General features: G+C 69.0%; 16 protein-coding genes. 11 read left to right on the forward strand and 5 right to left on the reverse strand.

Annotated elements, in window-relative coordinates; genetic code table 11:
* The first annotated feature begins 465 nt into the window (after positions 1–465).
* The 5 genes from HD596_RS20610 to HD596_RS20630 are packed head-to-tail and all read left to right on the forward strand — an operon-like array spanning position 466 to position 4,476.
* On the forward strand, positions 466–834 hold the full coding sequence (locus tag HD596_RS20610; RefSeq protein WP_185070975.1) for a DUF3499 domain-containing protein: 369 nt from the start codon (positions 466–468) through the stop codon (positions 832–834).
* A 43-nt stretch (positions 835–877) separates the two neighbouring features.
* A complete protein-coding gene (locus HD596_RS20615) occupies positions 878–2,227 on the forward strand; it encodes a phosphomannomutase/phosphoglucomutase (protein ID WP_185070976.1) in 1,350 nt (449 codons plus the stop codon).
* Positions 2,224–2,391, forward strand: a complete 168-nt coding sequence (locus HD596_RS20620; RefSeq protein ID WP_185070977.1) for a Trm112 family protein — start codon at positions 2,224–2,226, stop codon at positions 2,389–2,391. The genes HD596_RS20615 and HD596_RS20620 overlap by 4 nt, the downstream gene beginning before the upstream one ends.
* A complete protein-coding gene (locus tag HD596_RS20625) occupies positions 2,388–3,494 on the forward strand; it encodes an SIS domain-containing protein (RefSeq protein WP_313044626.1) in 1,107 nt (368 codons plus the stop codon). Before HD596_RS20620 ends, HD596_RS20625 begins: the two co-directional genes overlap by 4 nt.
* A gap of 49 nt (positions 3,495–3,543) precedes the next feature.
* A complete protein-coding gene (locus tag HD596_RS20630; RefSeq protein WP_185070978.1) occupies positions 3,544–4,476 on the forward strand; it encodes a cation diffusion facilitator family transporter in 933 nt (310 codons plus the stop codon).
* Between the two features lie 5 nt (positions 4,477–4,481).
* Here HD596_RS20630 and HD596_RS20635 read toward each other — a convergent pair whose 3' ends face one another.
* Positions 4,482–6,188 carry a phosphatidylglycerol lysyltransferase domain-containing protein gene (locus HD596_RS20635; protein ID WP_221519421.1) on the reverse strand — a complete coding sequence of 569 codons (1,707 nt, stop codon included), beginning with the start codon at positions 6,186–6,188 and terminating at the stop codon, positions 4,482–4,484.
* Between the two features lie 76 nt (positions 6,189–6,264).
* On the opposite strand from HD596_RS20635, the gene HD596_RS20640 reads away from it, so the two are divergent.
* A complete protein-coding gene (locus HD596_RS20640; RefSeq protein WP_185070980.1) occupies positions 6,265–7,341 on the forward strand; it encodes an alpha/beta hydrolase in 1,077 nt (358 codons plus the stop codon).
* A gap of 6 nt (positions 7,342–7,347) precedes the next feature.
* On the opposite strand, the gene HD596_RS20645 is transcribed toward HD596_RS20640, so the two are convergent.
* Complete coding sequence (locus HD596_RS20645; protein ID WP_185070981.1) at positions 7,348–7,686, reverse strand: MerR family transcriptional regulator; 339 nt, start codon at positions 7,684–7,686, stop codon at positions 7,348–7,350.
* A gap of 102 nt (positions 7,687–7,788) precedes the next feature.
* Here HD596_RS20645 and ahcY point away from each other — a divergent pair, with 102 nt between their 5' ends.
* The 3 genes from ahcY (at position 7,789) to HD596_RS20660 (ending at position 11,654) form a co-directional block, all read left to right on the forward strand.
* Positions 7,789–9,216: an adenosylhomocysteinase gene (gene ahcY / locus HD596_RS20650; protein WP_185070982.1), complete on the forward strand. Its 1,428-nt coding sequence runs from the start codon at positions 7,789–7,791 to the stop codon at positions 9,214–9,216.
* A gap of 196 nt (positions 9,217–9,412) precedes the next feature.
* Complete coding sequence (locus HD596_RS20655; protein ID WP_185070983.1) at positions 9,413–10,648, forward strand: adenosylhomocysteinase; 1,236 nt, start codon at positions 9,413–9,415, stop codon at positions 10,646–10,648.
* Positions 10,649–10,745: 97 nt separating this feature from the next.
* Positions 10,746–11,654, forward strand: a complete 909-nt coding sequence (locus HD596_RS20660) for a hypothetical protein (protein ID WP_185070984.1) — start codon at positions 10,746–10,748, stop codon at positions 11,652–11,654.
* Positions 11,655–11,672: 18 nt separating this feature from the next.
* Here HD596_RS20660 and HD596_RS20665 read toward each other — a convergent pair whose 3' ends face one another.
* The 3 genes from HD596_RS20665 to HD596_RS20675 all read right to left on the reverse strand — a co-directional run bounded on the left by HD596_RS20665 (position 11,673) and on the right by HD596_RS20675 (position 13,520).
* The gene (locus tag HD596_RS20665) at positions 11,673–12,026 is read right to left on the reverse strand and encodes a YbaB/EbfC family nucleoid-associated protein (RefSeq protein WP_185070985.1); all 354 of its coding nucleotides are present in this window, start codon (positions 12,024–12,026) and stop codon (positions 11,673–11,675) included.
* Positions 12,027–12,043: 17 nt separating this feature from the next.
* The gene (locus HD596_RS20670; RefSeq protein ID WP_185070986.1) at positions 12,044–12,469 is read right to left on the reverse strand and encodes a hypothetical protein; all 426 of its coding nucleotides are present in this window, start codon (positions 12,467–12,469) and stop codon (positions 12,044–12,046) included.
* 412 nt (positions 12,470–12,881) lie between these two features.
* The gene (locus HD596_RS20675; RefSeq protein ID WP_185070987.1) at positions 12,882–13,520 is read right to left on the reverse strand and encodes a DUF305 domain-containing protein; all 639 of its coding nucleotides are present in this window, start codon (positions 13,518–13,520) and stop codon (positions 12,882–12,884) included.
* 169 nt (positions 13,521–13,689) lie between these two features.
* On the opposite strand from HD596_RS20675, the gene HD596_RS20680 reads away from it, so the two are divergent.
* Both HD596_RS20680 and HD596_RS20685 read left to right on the forward strand, forming a co-directional pair.
* Positions 13,690–15,078 carry an LVIVD repeat-containing protein gene (locus HD596_RS20680; protein ID WP_185070988.1) on the forward strand — a complete coding sequence of 463 codons (1,389 nt, stop codon included), beginning with the start codon at positions 13,690–13,692 and terminating at the stop codon, positions 15,076–15,078.
* Positions 15,079–15,181: 103 nt separating this feature from the next.
* Complete coding sequence (locus tag HD596_RS20685; protein ID WP_185078596.1) at positions 15,182–16,528, forward strand: LVIVD repeat-containing protein; 1,347 nt, start codon at positions 15,182–15,184, stop codon at positions 16,526–16,528.
* Positions 16,529–16,595 lie beyond the last annotated feature (67 nt).

The following is a 16,595-nucleotide window of genomic DNA, read 5'->3' on the forward strand; positions in this document are numbered from 1 at the left end:
TTCGGTGGCGTGAGGTCCCCCGGCGTTCGGTAGTGGGTCCCGGTGTTCGGTGGCGTGAGGTTCCCCGGCGTTCGGTAGTGGGTCCCGGTGTTCGGTGGCGTGAGGTTCCCCGGCGTTCGGTAGTGGGTCCCGGTGTTCGGTGGCGTGAGGTTCCCCGGTGTTCGGTGGTGGGTCCCCGGCGTTCGGTCGCGTGAGGTTCCCCGGCGTTCGGGGGTGTGGGGCGGGGCGTGTGATCTCTCGGGGGGCCGGTGCGGCGTTGCCGCTCCCCACCGCGCGCGGATCCCCTTAGGCTCTGAGGAAGCGTCACCGCTCACCACCTCTGCGTGATCCCCCAAGGTCCGGATGGCCGGTGTCTTCGGGGCATGTGGGTGGAAAGGCTGCGACAGGTGTCCGAATTGTGGCGACACGCTCGTTAAGAGCGCTCAGATAGTGGCGCCTGGCACACTTACCAGATACGGTCCCTCCGTGAGCCCCGTCCGCCGCTGTTCCCGCACCGCCTGCAGTCAGCCTGCCGTCTTCACGCTCACGTACGTATACGCCGACTCGACCGCTGTTCTCGGCCCCCTGGCGACGTACGCGGAGCCACACTGTTACGACCTGTGCGCCGAACATGCCGAGCGGCTGACCGCTCCCCGAGGCTGGGAGGTGGTACGGCTGCCGACGGACGGCGCCTCCCCCAGCTCCGACGACCTCGAGGCGCTGGCCAACGCGGTCAGGGAGGCCGCGCGGCCCACGCCGCCCGGCGGCGGTGAGCCGGTCGGTCAGGGCGTGGAGGTCGGTCGCAGGGGGCACCTGCGCGTTCTGAGGTCGGCTCAGCAGCACCGCGACCGGTAGGCTCGATTACGCCGGAGAAGCGACCCAAGGGCGGAGCTGGAGAGTGGGCGACCTCGCCAAGATCTTCAAAGCGTACGACGTTCGCGGAGTGGTGCCCGACGAGCTCGACGAGCCGACCGCCGAGGCCGTGGGGGCGGCCTTCGTCGAGGTGACAGGTGCCGAGTCGATCGTGGTCGCGCACGACATGCGCGAGTCCTCGGTTCCGCTGGCAGAGGCGTTCGTCAGAGGCGCCCGTTCGCGTGGCGCCGACGTGGTGCACGCCGGGCTGGGTTCCACCGATCTGCTCTACTACGCGAGCGGCAGCCTGGGGCTGCCCGGGGTGATGTTCACCGCCAGCCACAACCCCGCCCGCTACAACGGCATGAAGATGTGCCGAGCCGGTGCGGTGCCGATCGGCGGTGACACGGGGCTCATTGACATCCGTGACCGGGCCGCCGAGCTGGTGGGCGTCCCGGCCGCGCCCGGCGGGTCGGTGATCGAGAAGGACCTGCTGCAGGGCTACGCCGACCACCTGCGCACGCTCGTCGACCTGTCGCGCATCAGGCCGCTCAAGGTGGTCGTCGACGCGGGCAACGGCATGGGCGGGCACACCGTACCGGCCGTGTTCGAGGGGCTGCCGATCGAGCTGACGCCGCTCTACTTCGAGCTGGACGGCAACTTCCCCAACCACGAGGCCAACCCGATCGAGCCGCAGAACCTCGTCGATCTCCAGCGGGCCGTGGTCGCGGGCGAGGCGGACCTCGGGCTGGCGTTCGACGGTGACGCCGACCGGTGCTGGGTGATCGACGAGCAGGGGCGGTCGGTCTCGCCGTCGGCCGTCACGGCGCTGGTCGCGACGCGGGAGCTGGCCAAGCATCCCGGTTCGACGATCATTCACAACCTGATCACGTCTTCGGCCGTTCCCGAGATCGTGCGCGAGCAGGGCGGGGTGCCCGTGCGCACGCGCGTCGGGCACTCGTTCATCAAGGCCGAGATGGCCCGTACGGGAGCCGTGTTCGGCGGCGAGCACTCGGCCCACTACTACTTCCGCGACTTCTGGTTCGCCGACTCCGGGATGCTGGCGGCGCTGCACGTGCTGGCCGCGCTGGGCGAGCAGGAGCGCCCGCTGTCGGAGGTGGTGGAGGTCTACTCGCGTTACCACGCCTCCGGCGAGATCAACAGCGCCGTGGCGGACCAGGGCGACGCGCTGCGGCGGGTGCGGGAGGCGTTCGCGGCGCGGGGGGAGTTCGACGAGCTCGACGGGCTGACCGTGACCGGGCCGGGCTGGTGGTTCAATCTGCGGGCGTCCAACACCGAGCCGCTGCTCAGGCTGAACGCCGAGGCGGCCGACGAGAGCACAATGAGGGCGATCAGGGACGAGGTCCTCGCCATCGTGGGAAGGGTGTCAGAGTGAAGATCGACGACTGGCTGCTGGAGATCCTGGCCTGTCCGGCGTGCAAGGCCGCCTTGCGTGCCGAGAACGAGGCCGAGGAGCTGGTCTGCACGGGCTGCGGCCTGATCTATCCGGTACGGGATGACATCCCCGTCCTGCTCGTCGACGAGGCCAGGAAGCCGTGACCTGGGAGCCGGAGCGGCTCGACGACCAGCGTCACCTCAGCGAGGCGGATCCCGGCGGGATGCTGCCGGCGGTCGCCTCCTCGGCGGCGCACGTACGCACCGGCTACCGCACCGCGGTCGAGACCCGCGTCGACCGCCTGGCCGACCACGGGCGCCCGCGCGCCATCGTGGTCGCGGGCATGGGCGGCTCGGGCATCGTCGGCGACATCCTGGCGGCGATCGTCGGCAACGGCGCGCCGCTGCCGATCGTGCCGCTGCGCTCCTACCAGCTCCCCGGCTGGGTGGGCGCCGCCGACCTGGTCGTGGCCGTGTCCGGCTCCGGCGACGCCGAGGAGACGGTGTCCGTCGCCACCCAGGCGGTGCGGCGCGGATGCACGCTGCTCGGCGTGGGCGCCCCCGGCTCCCCGCTGGAGGCCGTGGCCACCCAGGCCTCGGCGATCTACGTGCCGGTGCCGGTCACCGGCCCGTCCAGAGCGAACCTCTGGCTGCTGGCCGCGCCGGTCATCGTGGCCGCCGCCGCGCTGCGGCTCGTGCAGGCCGACGCCGACCTGTTCGAACGGGTGGCCAAGGCGCTGGAGGACATGGCGCACCGGTGCCGGCCGTCCAGCGAGTCGTTCATCAACCCGGGCAAGTCGCTCGCCATGGATCTGGCCGAGAGCGTGCCGATGATCTGGGGGTCGTCGCCGGTGGCGACGGTGGCGGCGTACCGGCTGGCCTGCCAGCTCAACACCAACGCCAAATACCCCGCCGTCCACGGCGAGCTGCCCGAGGCCGCCCACAACCAGGTCGAGGTCTTCGACGGGCCGCTGGCCGAGCGCGACATCTTCGCCGACACCGCCGGGCGCACGCTCCGGCTCGTCGTGCTGCGCGACGTCGAGGAGCAGCCGCAGGTCGCGCGGCGGCGCGAGACGTCGGTACGGCTGGCGCGCGAGCGCGACGTGCCGGTGACGGAGCTGTCGGCGGAGGGCGAGCATCCGCTGGAACGGATGGCCACGCTGATCGCGCTCGGCGACTACGCGAGCACGTATCTGGCGCTGGGATATGCCATCGATCCCACCCCTGTGTCAGCGATCAGTGAGCTGAAGGCCAGGATTTCGCAATAGGATCCCTTTTCAGGCCTTTGTATATGATCTTTATGAGTGGAGAAGACCGGTGAGCGCGAGCGGCGGTACTAAAGCGATCATTGCGGCCTTGACCGCGAACCTGGCAATCGCCGTGTCCAAATTCGTGGCCGCGTTCTTCACCGGGTCGTCCTCCATGCTGGCGGAGGGCATTCACTCGGTCGCCGACTCGGGCAACCAGGTGCTGCTGCTGATCGGCGGCAAGCGGGCGGCCAGGGCCAGCACGAAGGAACACCCGTTCGGCTACGGCCGCGAACGCTACTTCTACGCCTTCGTGGTGGCCGTCGTGCTGTTCACGATCGGCGCGGCGTTCTCGATTTACGAGGGCATCCACAAGCTCTCCGCTCCGGAGCCGGTGGAGGCGCCGATCTGGGCGTTCGCGGTGCTGATCTTCGCGATCATCGCCGAGGGTTTCTCGTTCCGCACGGCCATCAAGGAGTCGAACCAGGTACGCGGCAAGCAGTCGTGGGTCTCCTTCGTCCGCCGGTCCAAGTCGCCCGAGTTGCCGGTCATCCTCCTGGAGGACCTGGGCGCGCTGCTCGGTCTGATCTTCGCGCTGTTCGGCGTGACGATGGCGGTCATCACCGGCAGGGGCGAATGGGACGGCGTCGGCACCCTGATGATCGGCGTGCTGCTGGCCGTGATCGCAGTGGTGCTGGCCATGGAGACCAAGTCGCTGCTGGTCGGCGAGGGTGCCACCCCCGAGATGGAGGCCCAGATCCGCTCCGCGCTGGAGGGCTCGCCCGAGGTGGCCAGGGTCATCCACATGCGCACGCTGCACCTGGGCCCCGAGGAGCTGCTGGTGGCGGCCAAGATCGCGGTCGAGTACAACGACACGGCGGCCGAGGTCGCGAAGGGCATCGACGAGGCCGAGCGACGCATCCGCGAGGCCGTGCCGATCGCCCGCGTGATCTACCTGGAGCCCGACCTGGACCGCCTGCGCAGCAGCACCTCCACCTCCTAGAGCTCTTACGACGTGAGCTGGGCCGGGCGCAGGCGCGGCAGGCGCAGCCGGGGCCTGCGGGGCCGGCCCAGGGTGATGAACGCCTCGGCCTGCAACGCCGAGACCCCGATGCGGGGCAGGTCGCGGGCGTTCGGATAGACCACGAAGCGCGGCTCCCAGATCGGCCGGAACTTGGCGTTGAACCGATAGAGCGACTCGATCTGGAACCAGTGCGACAGGAAGATCAGCAACGCCCGCCAGGCCCGCAGCACCGGTCCGGCCCCGAGGCGCTCCCCGCGGGCCAGGACCGCGCGGAACATGGCGAAGTTCAGTGAGACCTGCGTGATGCCCAGGGCGGGCGCGGCCTGGAGGGTCTTGACGATCAGGAACTCGTTGAGCCCCGGATCGGCGCCCCGGTCGCGCCGCATCAGGTCGAGCGAGATGCCGTGCGGCCCCCACGGCACGAAGTGCAGCACGGCCTTGAGCTCGCCGTCCTTGTGGGCGGTGGCCACCAGGCACTGGGAGTCGGCCGGGTCGCCGAGGCGCCCGAGCGCCATGGAGTAGCCGCGCTCGGTCTCGGTGCCGCGCCAGGAGTCGGCCGCCTGCTGGACGCGTTCACGCTCCTGGGCGGTCAGGTCGGCGGTGCGGCGCACGTGGCAGGTGTAGCCGTTCCGCTCGGTCCTGTTGACCATCTGGCGGACGTTGCGCATGGCGCGGCCCTCCAGCGTGAAGTCGGCGACGTCGACGATGGCCTCGTCGCCGATCTCCAGCGCGGACAGCCTGGCCTCGCGCGTCCACACCTCGCCGCCGGTCTCGCCGCAGCCGATGACGGCCGGCACCCAGGCGTGCCGCCTGGCCTCGTTCATGAACACCTTGATCGCCGCCGGCCACGCCTCGCGGTCGCCGATCGGGTCGCCGCTGGCCAGCATGACCCCGGACACGACGCGATAGGCGATGGCCGCCTTCCCCGAAGGGGAGAACAGCACGCTCTTGTCCCGCCGCAGCGCGAAGTAGCCGAGCGAGTCGCGCTCGCCGTGCTGGGCGAGCAGGGCGCGCAGGCGCCGCTCGTCGTCCTCGGTGAGCTCGGCGGCCGGGCGTTCGGGGCGCAGCGCCAGGTGGAGCGTGGAGACGGCGGTGAGCGTGCCGAGCGCGACCAGGGAGAAGTAGACCAGGTCGGAGACCCGCTCGACGGTGAACGTGACCGGGCCCTCGATCCCGACCAGGCCGAGCAGGACGTGTTCGAGGCGGTCGAGCACGCTCGGACGGCCCACGATCACGTGGGGGCGGGCGCTGACGATGAGGTAGCCGAGGCCCACGTCGATGGCGCCGAGCACGAGCAGGTTGCCCAGGGCGCGCCAGCGCGAGCGCGGGTCGGGCAGCGCGGCGAACTCGCCCCTGCCCCACACGAGCAGGGCCAGCAGGGCCAGGCTGATCACGGCCGACGCCGGACGCAGGTGGACGAAGCTCACGGCGGCGCTCACCGGGAGCAGCACCACGACCGCGCGCCAGGCGCGCACCTTCCCGCGGCGCAGCGCGTGCGCGAGCATGATGAGCATGATGCCGACGACCAGGGAGGACGCTCTGGCGAAGGTCGTGACGATGCCCGGCAAGAGGTCCGTCCACTCGCCCATGCGGCTGTGCTCGAAGCGGGGGAACACCGCCTTGCTGATGTCCAGCAGGCCGACCACCAGCGAGGCGTAGGCGGCCACGGCACGAATCCAGGAGCGCTTCACACTCCGAGATTGAAGACCCGGCCGGGTAATCTCCATGTTAACTCCCTGCTTACGGCCCTCCCTGTATTCGTGCCTCATGGGACTGAACTCAATCGGCCTGCTGGTCACCTTCTCGGTGCTGGCGGTGGCGGCGATGGCGACGACGGTGTGGCTGTGGCCGCGGCTGAGCCCGGCGCGCTGGAGCGCCGTGCTGGGCCGGGTGGGCGCGCTGGCCGTCTGCCAGGCGTTCACGCTGGCCGCCCTGGGGCTGGCGGTGAACCAGTACTTCGCCTTCTACAGTTCCTGGAGCGATCTCCTGGGCACCGACACGGCGACGGCGCCGATCACGGTCGCCGCCTCGGGGCTGCAGGTGCTGAGCACCCGCTCGGTGCCGGGCGGGCGGATCGAACAGGTGATCATGCCGGGGCCGTCCACGCGCCTGAGCGAGGAGGCGTACGTGTTCCTGCCCACGGCGTACCTGAAGCACACCACGGAGCGCTTCCCCGCGATCATCGCGCTCACCGGCTACCCGGGTGACCCGCGCAACCTCATGACCCGGCTCGACCTGCCGGGCCGGATGGCCAAGGCCATCGCCCAGCACCAGGTCAACCCCACGGTCCTGGTCATGATGCGGCCCAGCGTGGTGCTGCCGCGCGACACCGAGTGCGTGGACGTGCCGAACGGGCCGCAGGTCCAGACGTACTTCGCGAACGACGTCAAACACGAGATGACCACGCACTACCGGGTGGCGGAGGGCCGGGACTCGTGGGGCATCCTGGGCGGCTCGACCGGCGGCTACTGCGCGCTCAAGATCGTCATGAGCCATCCCGACCAGTTCGCGGCGGCGGTCTCGCAGTCGGGCTACTTCAAGACGATCGTCGACGGCACCACCGGTGACCTGTTCCACGGGGACAAGTCGGTCGAACAGCGCAACGATCTGATGTGGCGGCTGGCCAACCTGCCCGCGCCGCCCGTGAACGTGCTCGTCACCAGCAGCAGGAAGGGGGAGAGCGACTATCCGGCGACCATGAGGTTCCTGAGCGCGGTGAAGCCGCCGATGCGGGCGTCCTCGCTGATCCTGCCCAGCGGCGGGCACAACTTCAACACCTGGAATCGCGAGCTCCCGCAGGCCCTTCCGTGGCTGGCCCAGCAACTCGTCGCCCCCGCCGCCTGAACGGGGTCAGCGGCCGGAGGGCCGCAGGAGCCGCAGCGCCTTCTCCTTCTCGAAGTCGAGGGCCCGGCGCGGCACCTGGATCCGCCCGATCCGTACCCCGAGATCGCGGACGGCCGCCGCCACCGTGGGCTCGCTGAGCACCCGCAGCGCGAAGGCCAGCTCCGCGGGCGAGACGTCGAACTGCTTCTCCAGCTCCACCCCCTGCGCCACCGCCGCCAGCTCGTCGGGCCCGAACCGCCGGTGCGCCCCCTGCTCCCGCACGGGCGGCAGCAGACCGAGTGCCTCCCGATATCGGAGCATTCGAGGGGACATGCCGAGCCGCTTCGCGGCCTCCGTGATACGCATTCTTACATTCTTACGTCAGTTTCGACCGCTCCGAGATGCGCACCCCTCGAAGGGCCGCCTAAACTCGTCGGGACAACCATCAGTGACGCGAGGGGAAACCCGATGGACTTCAAGGTCGCAGACCTTTCACTTGCCGACTTCGGCCGCAAGGAGATCCGGCTCGCCGAGCACGAGATGCCCGGCCTCATGGCGATTCGCAAGGAGTACGCGGCCTCCCAGCCCCTTCGCGGCGCGAAGATCATGGGCTCCCTGCACATGACGATCCAGACGGCCGTCCTCATCGAGACGCTCGTCGCGCTCGGCGCCGAAGTCCGCTGGGTCAGCTGCAACATCTTCTCCACGCAGGACCACGCCGCCGCCGCGGTGGTCGTCGGCCCCAACGGCACCACGGACGACCCGCAGGGCGTGCCGGTGTTCGCCTGGAAGGGCGAGACGCTGGAGGAATACTGGTGGTGCACCGAGCAGGCCCTCACCTGGCCCGACGGCGACGCCCCCAACATGATCCTCGACGACGGCGGCGACGCCACGCTGCTGGTCCACAAGGGCGCCGAGTACGAGAAGGCGGGCGCCGTGCCGGCCGCCACCGCCGACGACCCGGAGGAGTGGCACGTCATCATCGACCTGCTCACCCGCACGGTCGGCGACGACAAGAGGTGGACCAGGATCGCCGAGAGCATCAAGGGCGTCACCGAGGAGACCACGACCGGCGTGCACCGCCTCTACGAGATGCACAAGAACGGCCAGCTCCTCTTCCCGGCCATCAACGTCAACGACTCGGTCACCAAGTCCAAGTTCGACAACAAGTACGGCTGCCGCCACTCCGTCATCGACGGTCTCAACCGCGCCACCGACGTGCTCATCGGCGGCAAGGTGGCCGTGGTGTGCGGCTACGGCGACGTCGGCAAGGGCTGTGCCGACGCGCTGCGCGGCCAGGGCGCCCGCGTCATCGTCACCGAGATCGACCCGATCTGCGCGCTCCAGGCGGCCATGGACGGCTTCCAGGTGACCACGCTGGACGAGGTCGTCGGCATCGCCGACATCTTCGTGACCGCCACCGGCAACTTCAACATCATCACCGCCGACCACATGGCGAGGATGAAGCACCAGGCGATCGTCTCCAACATCGGCCACTTCGACAACGAGATCGACATGGCCGGCCTCGCCAAGCTGCCCGGCATCGCGAAGAACAACATCAAGCCGCAGGTCGACGAGTGGGTCTTCGCCGACGGCCACTCGATCATCGTCCTCGCCGAGGGCCGCCTGATGAACCTCGGCTGCGCCACCGGCCACCCGAGCTTCGTCATGTCCAACTCGTTCACCAACCAGGTGATCGCGCAGATCGAGCTGTTCACGAAGACGGCCGAATACCCGATCGGCGTCTACACGCTGCCCAAGCACCTGGACGAGAAGGTCGCCCGCCTGCACCTCGACGCCCTGGGCGTCAAGCTCACCGAGCTCACCAAGGAGCAGGCCGCCTACATCGGCGTCCACGTCGAGGGCCCCTACAAGTCCGACCACTACCGGTACTGAATCTTTGTTTTCAGCAAGCTCCGGGAGGGGTTTCTCGCCTCCCGGAGCTTTCCGTCCATGGTTTTTTACGGCGGAGCACGGTGGGCCGCACGCGCCGACGTCAGTGGCCGTCCGTCATGGCCGGTCGTGAAGGCTCACGGGTCGCTCGCCGTGACGGCGCGCGTTCTTGGCCGTCTTCTTCGCTCGAAGGGCTGGCATGGATCTCTGGGAAAGTGGCGAGCGGCAGATCTCCTGGGCCGCTCGTTCGATGCCGGTGTTGACCGCGATCGGAGAGCGGTTCGGCGTCGAACGGCCGCTGGACGGGCTGAAGATCGCCGCCTGCCTGCACGTCACCGCCGAGACGGCCGTACTGATGGGGGCCCTGAAGGCGGGCGGGGCCGAGATCGCGCTCGCCGCGTCCAACCCGCTGTCCACGCAGGACGACGTGGCCGAGGCGCTGCGTGCCTACGGGATCGCCGTGCACGCGCGGGCCGGCGTCGATCGGGCCACCTACTACCGGCACATCCACCAGGCGCTCGACCTCGAGCCCGACCTCGTGCTCGACGACGGGTGCGACCTGGTGAACATTCTCCACACCGAACGTACCGACCTGCTCGAACACGTCACGGGCGGGTGCGAGGAGACCACCACCGGGATCATCCGGCTGCGGCAGATGGCCGCCGAGGGCGCGTTGAGGTTCCCCGTCGTGGCGGTGAACGACACCCGGACCAAGCGCATGTTCGACAACCGCTACGGCACCGGGCAGTCCACGCTGGACGGCATCATGCGCGCCACCAACGCCATGCTGGCCGGGCGCACGGTGGTCGTGGCCGGGTTCGGGTTCTGCGGGCGGGGCGTGGCCGAGCGGGCCAAGGGGTTCGGCGCGCGGGTGATCGTGACCGAGATCGACGCCGTGAAGGCGCTCGACGCGAACCTCCAGGGGTACGAGGTCCGGCCCATGGCGCAGGCGGCGATGCTCGGCGACCTCTTCGTCACCGTGACCGGCAACCGCGACGTGATCAGGGCCGAGCACCTGTCGGTCATGAAGGACGGTGCGATCCTGGCCAACGCCGGGCACTTCGACGTGGAGATCGACGTGCGGGCGCTGGACGAGCTGGCCACCGAGGTGCACCGCGGGGTGCGGCCCAACACCGACGAGTACGTGCTGCCCGACGGCCGGCGGCTGCTGCTGCTCGCCGAGGGGCGGCTGGTCAACCTCACCGCCGCCGAAGGCCATCCGGCGGCCGTCATGGACATGTCGTTCTCCGCGCAGGCGCTGGCCGTGGCGTGGCTGGTCGGCGAGCGTTCCCGCCTCGATCCCGGCGTCTACGACGTCCCGGAGGAGATCGATCACGAGGTGGCCAAGCTGAAGCTGGCCGCGGCCGGGATCGGCATCGACGAGCTCACGCCTGAGCAGGAGGACTATCTCCACTCCTGGCGGGTCGGCTCCTAGACGGACGGGAGTCGCCTGTGGGGTTGGCGTGGCCGATGATATTGCAGGATGATCGGATGATCCTGGAATGTCTGGCGGTGGAGAAAGGGTCTGCCACGTGAGTCCGTCCCCCAAGTCCCTTCCGATGGGAGGGTTCGCGTTCTCCGCCCTCGGCGTCGGTGCCGTGGTCCTGCAGATGCTGTCCGTCGTCTATCCCGACGGCGACCCCGCCAGGGCGCGCGAGGCCGCGCGCCTGCTGCGGCAGCTGGCCACGCGGGTGGACACCAGCCTGGACGACGTGGAGGACGTCGCGCGAACGGTGTGGCGTCCGCCCAGCTCCGGCGCGGGAGTCGACGCCTTCAGGAAGTACTTCGGCGAAGATCTCGCGCCCTACCCGCCGCACGTGTCCGCGTACCTGCGCGGGCTGGCCGACGCGGTCGACGACTACGCGGACCTGCTGGAGCAGACCCAGCACGCGCTCCGCACGATGGCCATGATCCAGTGGCTCGAGCTGCTGATGTTCTTCTGCTGGCCGGCCATCGACAGGAAGGTCCAGACGCTGATCAACTGGGCGATGCGGAAGAAGCAGGCGGGGCTGCTGGTCAGGATGTTCAATCACGCGGTGGGCAAGCGGTTCATCTACGCCGTGGGCGGCAGCCTCGCCTACACGGCCCTCGACCAGCTGCTCGTCAACGGGGTCAAGCTGGGGCGAGGCGAGGACATGGGGTCGTCGGGCGACCAGGGCGAGTACATGGTGAAGAACTTCGCCGCGGCCATGGTCTTCTACCATGTGGATCCCGCCAATTTCGGCAAGGCCGCCAACCTGCTGCCGAAGAACCAGGCGGCGCAGAACGCCATCGTGTTCCTCACCGGGTCCTCCATCTTCACCACCACGGCGAACGCGCTCAACCGGCCCGGCGACGTGATCGACGACCCGGCCAGCCTGTTGCCCACGTGGGAGCAGATGCTCGCCAAGCTGGGTGTCGCCGCGGGCCAGGACCAGTTCAGGCGCTGGCGCGGATACTGAGCGCCGGGGACCACGTAGCTAGTCCTGGCCGAAACGCCTGACCTCGTCGGCGAACGGGGTCAGGCCGTCCGTCATCATCCCGGCCATCCGCTTGGTCAGGTCCGCGGCGGCCTCGCTCGCGGCGGCGAGCACCGCCTCCGCCAGCGCGTCGGCGCCGAGCCGCATCGCCCGCGGGTCGATGCGCAGGCCGCCGAGCGTGCCGCTGGGCAGCACCTCGGCCTTCACCTGGCCATTGGCCGCCTCGCCGCGGCCGCGGAGGTTGTCGAGGCTTTCGCGCAGCTCCTGCAGCGGCCGCAGATCGGCCTGGAACTGGGCGAGAAGGCGCTGCATCTCCTCGTCGAGGAAGGGGGCGTCGCCGTCTGGTGTGGGCATCGGGTCTCCGAACAACGTCAGGGGTTGAGCTTTCCGTCCGACTTCGAGTATTTGGGTGGGTCGGACACTTTCGGCAGGGACTGGATGGTCGCCCAGTGCGCGATGTCGAAGCCGGTCTTCATGCCGGCCAGCCGTTCGGCGATCCCGGGATAGACGTCGCGTAACGCGTTGACGTACGTCTCGGCCTTCTTCAGCGCGGTGGAATAGCCCTGTTTGAAGGTGTTCGCCGTCTCATCGGTGCCGGCGAAGTCGCCCAGGGCGGCGATGGCGTCGAGAATCCGGCGGGCGTCCCTCGCCAGCTCGTCGTGCTCGGTGATGAAGCCGCCGGCCGCTCGGGTGAAGGTGCTGCCGCGGACGTCGATGTTCGGCATGCCCGGGCGGTCGAGGCCGGGCGAGCTCGGCGACGGGGTGGGGACGGGGTACGTGGGAGCAGTCGAGGGCACCGGCGACGCCCCAGGCGTTTGCGTTGGCGTCGGGGTGGGGGTGGGCGTTGGTGTGGGCGTGGGGGAAGGGCTTGGCGACGTCGGACTCGGGCTGGGCGTCGGGGACGTGGGACTCGGGCTGGGCGTCGGGGACGTGGGGCTCGGGGTGGGCGTGGGGGTCGGGGACGTCGGGCTCGGGCTGGGCTCCGGGGTCGTGGGGCTGGACGTGGGTGTCCCTGTGGGGCTCGGCGCGGGCGTCCCCGTGGGCGTCCCCGTGGGGGTGGCCGTGGGGGTGGCCGACAGCGTGGGCGATGCGGATGGAGCGTTTGAATCTGCCATAGACGTGACGTCCTCCTCACGCATTGCATGCACTTCCTGCAGGGATAGTGTAGTTTAGCGCCAGGATGAGGCCCTCGTCCTCGAAGTCGCGACCTTACTGGAGGGCGGACTGCATCTGCTGCATGCGGCGGATCTCGGCGGCCTGGGTCACGCTGACGTCACTGGCCAGCTCCTCGACCCGGATGTGCGAGCCGCTCGTCAGCACCTGCTCCGACATCTTGATCGCCCCGAGATGGTGGTTGATCATGAGCTCCAGGAACATCCGGTCGAAGTCCTTGCCCTTGGCCGCCTTCAGGGCCTCCATCTGGGCGGGCGTGGCCATCCCCGGCATGCCCTCGTGCGCGGCGTGGTGGTCGGGCACCGTCTGCTGCTGCTCCCGCAGCCACGTCGTCATGAACTGGATCTCCGGCCCCTGGGCGTCCTTGATCCGGCTCGCCAGGCTCTTCAGCTGGGCCGAGTCGGCCCGGCTGGGCGCGAGGAGCGACATGTCCAGGGCCTGGCGGTGGTGGACGACCATGTCCTGGACGTACTTGATGTCGGACGCGTTGGCCGTGGCCGAGGGGACGGCGGTGGCGGCCTCGCTCGGCGACAGCGTCTTGGCCTGCTCCCCGGGGCGGCCGGGAGCGATCACGGGCGCGGTCGAGTCGGCCCGTGGAGCCGGCGGCGGGGAGGAGGAGGTGCAGCCGGAGAGGGCAACGACCGTGCCCATGACGACAATGAGCGCGGCGCGCACCCACAACCTCCCTGACTGACTCGGACGAGAATGCGCACTCTAGGTCATAAGTGGACAAATTAAAAGAGGGTGAACAGGAACAAAATTTGACAGGTTGTCGGCTTGGCCAGTCGAGGGGGGACCGGCGAGGATGGCGTAGATTTATGCCCCCTTTATAGGAGGATTGCGAGTGTTCTCCCTCCGCAGGGCCCTCACCCTGGTCACGGCGGTCGCGGCGATGGCCGGCACCGTCTTACCGGCTCAGGCCGCGGACGTTCCGGCTCCTGGCGAGATCGTCATGAGTCCCAACATCCAGCACGTCACCAACGTGCCCAAGCCCGAGGCCCTGGCCGACATCCACACGGACATGGCCTTCCAGGGCGACTACGCCTACGTCGGCAACTACTACGGCTTCTCGATCTACGACATCAAGCGCCCGAAGCGGACCTCGCTGGTGAGCTCGGTCGTCTGCCCAGGTGGCCAGATGGACATGTCCGTCTACGGCAACCTGCTCTTCGGCTCCGTCGACTCCTCCCGCAACGACGACTCGTGCAACAGCACCTCGCAGCCCGCGTCGGTCAAGGAGTCGTGGGAGGGCATCCGCATCTTCGACGTCTCCGACAAGGCCAACCCGAAGTACATCAAGTCGGTCGAGACCAACTGCGGCTCCCACACCAACACGCTGGTGCCTGACCGCAAGGGCGAGAACGTCTACATCTACGTCTCCTCCTACAGCCCGAACGCCTCGTTCCCCGACTGCCAGCCGCCCCATGACCTGATCTCGATCATCAAGGTGCCGCTGAGCGACCCGACGGCCGCGACCGTGATCGCGACGCCGAACCTCTTCCCCGACGGCGGCTACGGCGGCGTCTCGCAGCCCTACCCGAACGGGAAGTCCGCCACCACCGGCTGCCACGACATCACGGCCTACCCGGAGAAGGGCATCGCCGCCGGCGCCTGCATGGGTGACGGCATCCTGCTCGACATCCGCAACCCCGAGCAGCCCAAGGTCACCGCGACCGTGCGCGACGAGACGAACTTCGCGTTCTGGCACTCGGCCACGTTCAACAACGACGGCACGAAGGTCATCTTCACCGACGAGCTCGGTGGCGGGACCAGGGCGACCTGCAACGAGGCCATCGGCCCGAACCGGGGCGCCAACGCGTACTACGACATCGTGAACGGGCAGCTCCAGTTCAGGAGCTACTTCAAGATCTCGCGCCACCAGGCCGACACCGAGAACTGCGTGGCCCACAACGGCTCGCTGATCCCGGTCAAGGGCCGCGACATCATGGTGCAGGCGTGGTACCAGGGCGGGATCTCGGTGGTGGACTTCACCGACTCGGCCCACCCGCAGGAGATCGCGTTCTTCGAGCGCGGTCCGGACAACACCGCGCCGGCGCTCAGCGGCGGCTTCTGGTCCGCCTACTACTACAACGGCTACATCTACGGGTCCGACTTCAACCTGGGCCTGGACGTTCTGAAGATCAACGACTGGCGTACGAACCGGGCGAACGGCGTCAAGATGCGCTCACTCAACGCGCAGACCCAGACGTCGTATCCCGAACACGGCCACTAACCCCCAGGCGGCGAGGGCCCCGACCGGGCCCTCGCCGTTTTCACTTATCCCGACATATGCGATAAGGAGTCTCGGAGTGTTCAATCCGCGCCGTGCCCTCGTCATGGCCGCGGCCGCCGTCGCGTTAGCGCTGACGAGCCTGCCCGCCCTGGCCGCCGACATCCCACCGGCCGACACCGTGGTCACCAGCCCCAACGTGAGCCACGTCCTGAACATCCCCAAGCCCGCCCCGATCGCCGGCACCATCAACACCGACATCGCCTTCCAGGGCGACTACGCCTACGTCGGCAACTACGGCGGCTTCTCGATCTACGACATCAGCAACCCCAAGAAGGCCAGGCCCGTCAGCTCGGTCGTCTGCCCCGGCTCCCAGATGGACGTCAGCGTCTACGGCGACCTGCTGTTCACCGCCGTGGACTCCTCGCGCAGCGACGACTCGTGCAACAGCACGGCGCTGACCGCCGACCACAAGGAGGCCTGGGAAGGCGTCCGGATCTTCGACGTCTCCGACAAGGCCAACCCGAAGTACATCAAGTCGGTCGAGACCAACTGCGGCTCCCACACCCTGACCCTGGTGCCGGGCAAGGGCCGCGACCGGAACAAGAACGTCTACATCTACGTCTCGTCCTACAACCCGAACGCCACGTTCCCCGACTGCCTGCCGCCGCACGACAAGCTGTCGATCATCAAGGTGCCGCTCAGGAACCCGACGGCCGCGGCGGTCGCGGCCACCCCGGTGGTCTTCCCCGACGGCGGCAACGAGACCCAGCCCGGCCTGCTCCTGCCGACCAGCGGCTGCCACGACATCACCGCCTACGCCGAGAAGGACATCGCGGCGGGCGCGTGCATGGGTGACGGCGTGCTGTTCGACATCTCGGACCGGCTGAACCCGAAGGTCACGGCCAGGACCACGGACCCGAACTTCGCGTTCTGGCACTCGGCCACCTTCAGCAACGACGCCAGGAAGGTCGTCTTCACCGACGAGCTCGGCGGCGGCGGCGGGGCCACCTGCAACGAGGCCACCGGGCCGAACCGCGGCGCGGACGCGATCTACGACATCTCGAACGGGCAGTTCACGTTCAAGAGCTACTTCAAGATCCCGCGCTACCAGGCCGACAGCGAGAACTGCGTCGCGCACAACGGCTCGCTGATCCCCGTCAAGGGCCGGGACATCATGGTCCAGGCCTGGTACATGGGCGGGCTGTCGGTGTGGGACTTCACCGACGCGGCCAACCCGAAGGAGATCGGCTACTTCGAGCGCGGCCCGCGCTCGGCCGGCGGTGGCGGCGGCATCTGGTCCGCCTACTACTACAACGGCTACATCTACGCGGCCGACTTCCACGAGGGCCTCGACGTCGTCAAGGTCACCGACCCGCTGACGAACAACGCCAGGCACGTCCGTACCGACCGGTTGAACGTGCAGACGCAGGAGTCGTACCGCAACTGGTGACGATCCTCTGCGCCGCTCTCACTGCGGCGGCGCGAACCCGCCGCTGGTCGCGTATTCTCGCGGGGAC

Source organism: Nonomuraea jabiensis, assembly GCF_014204795.1.
GTDB classification, from domain to species: Bacteria; Actinomycetota; Actinomycetes; order Streptosporangiales; family Streptosporangiaceae; genus Nonomuraea; species Nonomuraea jabiensis.

Excerpts from the sequence above, each read along its gene's own strand:
- ahcY (WP_185070982.1), top strand. The coding sequence starts at position 7,789 with ATGGACTTCAAGGTCGCAGACCTTTCACTTGCCGACTTCGGCCGCAAG.
- HD596_RS20685 (WP_185078596.1), top strand. The coding sequence starts at position 15,182 with ATGGCCGCGGCCGCCGTCGCGTTAGCGCTGACGAGCCTGCCCGCCCTG.
- HD596_RS20645 (WP_185070981.1), bottom strand. The coding sequence starts at position 7,686 with ATGCGTATCACGGAGGCCGCGAAGCGGCTCGGCATGTCCCCTCGAATG.
- HD596_RS20640 (WP_185070980.1), top strand. The coding sequence starts at position 6,265 with ATGGGACTGAACTCAATCGGCCTGCTGGTCACCTTCTCGGTGCTGGCG.
- HD596_RS20665 (WP_185070985.1), bottom strand. The coding sequence starts at position 12,026 with ATGCCCACACCAGACGGCGACGCCCCCTTCCTCGACGAGGAGATGCAG.
- HD596_RS20655 (WP_185070983.1), top strand. The coding sequence starts at position 9,413 with ATGGATCTCTGGGAAAGTGGCGAGCGGCAGATCTCCTGGGCCGCTCGT.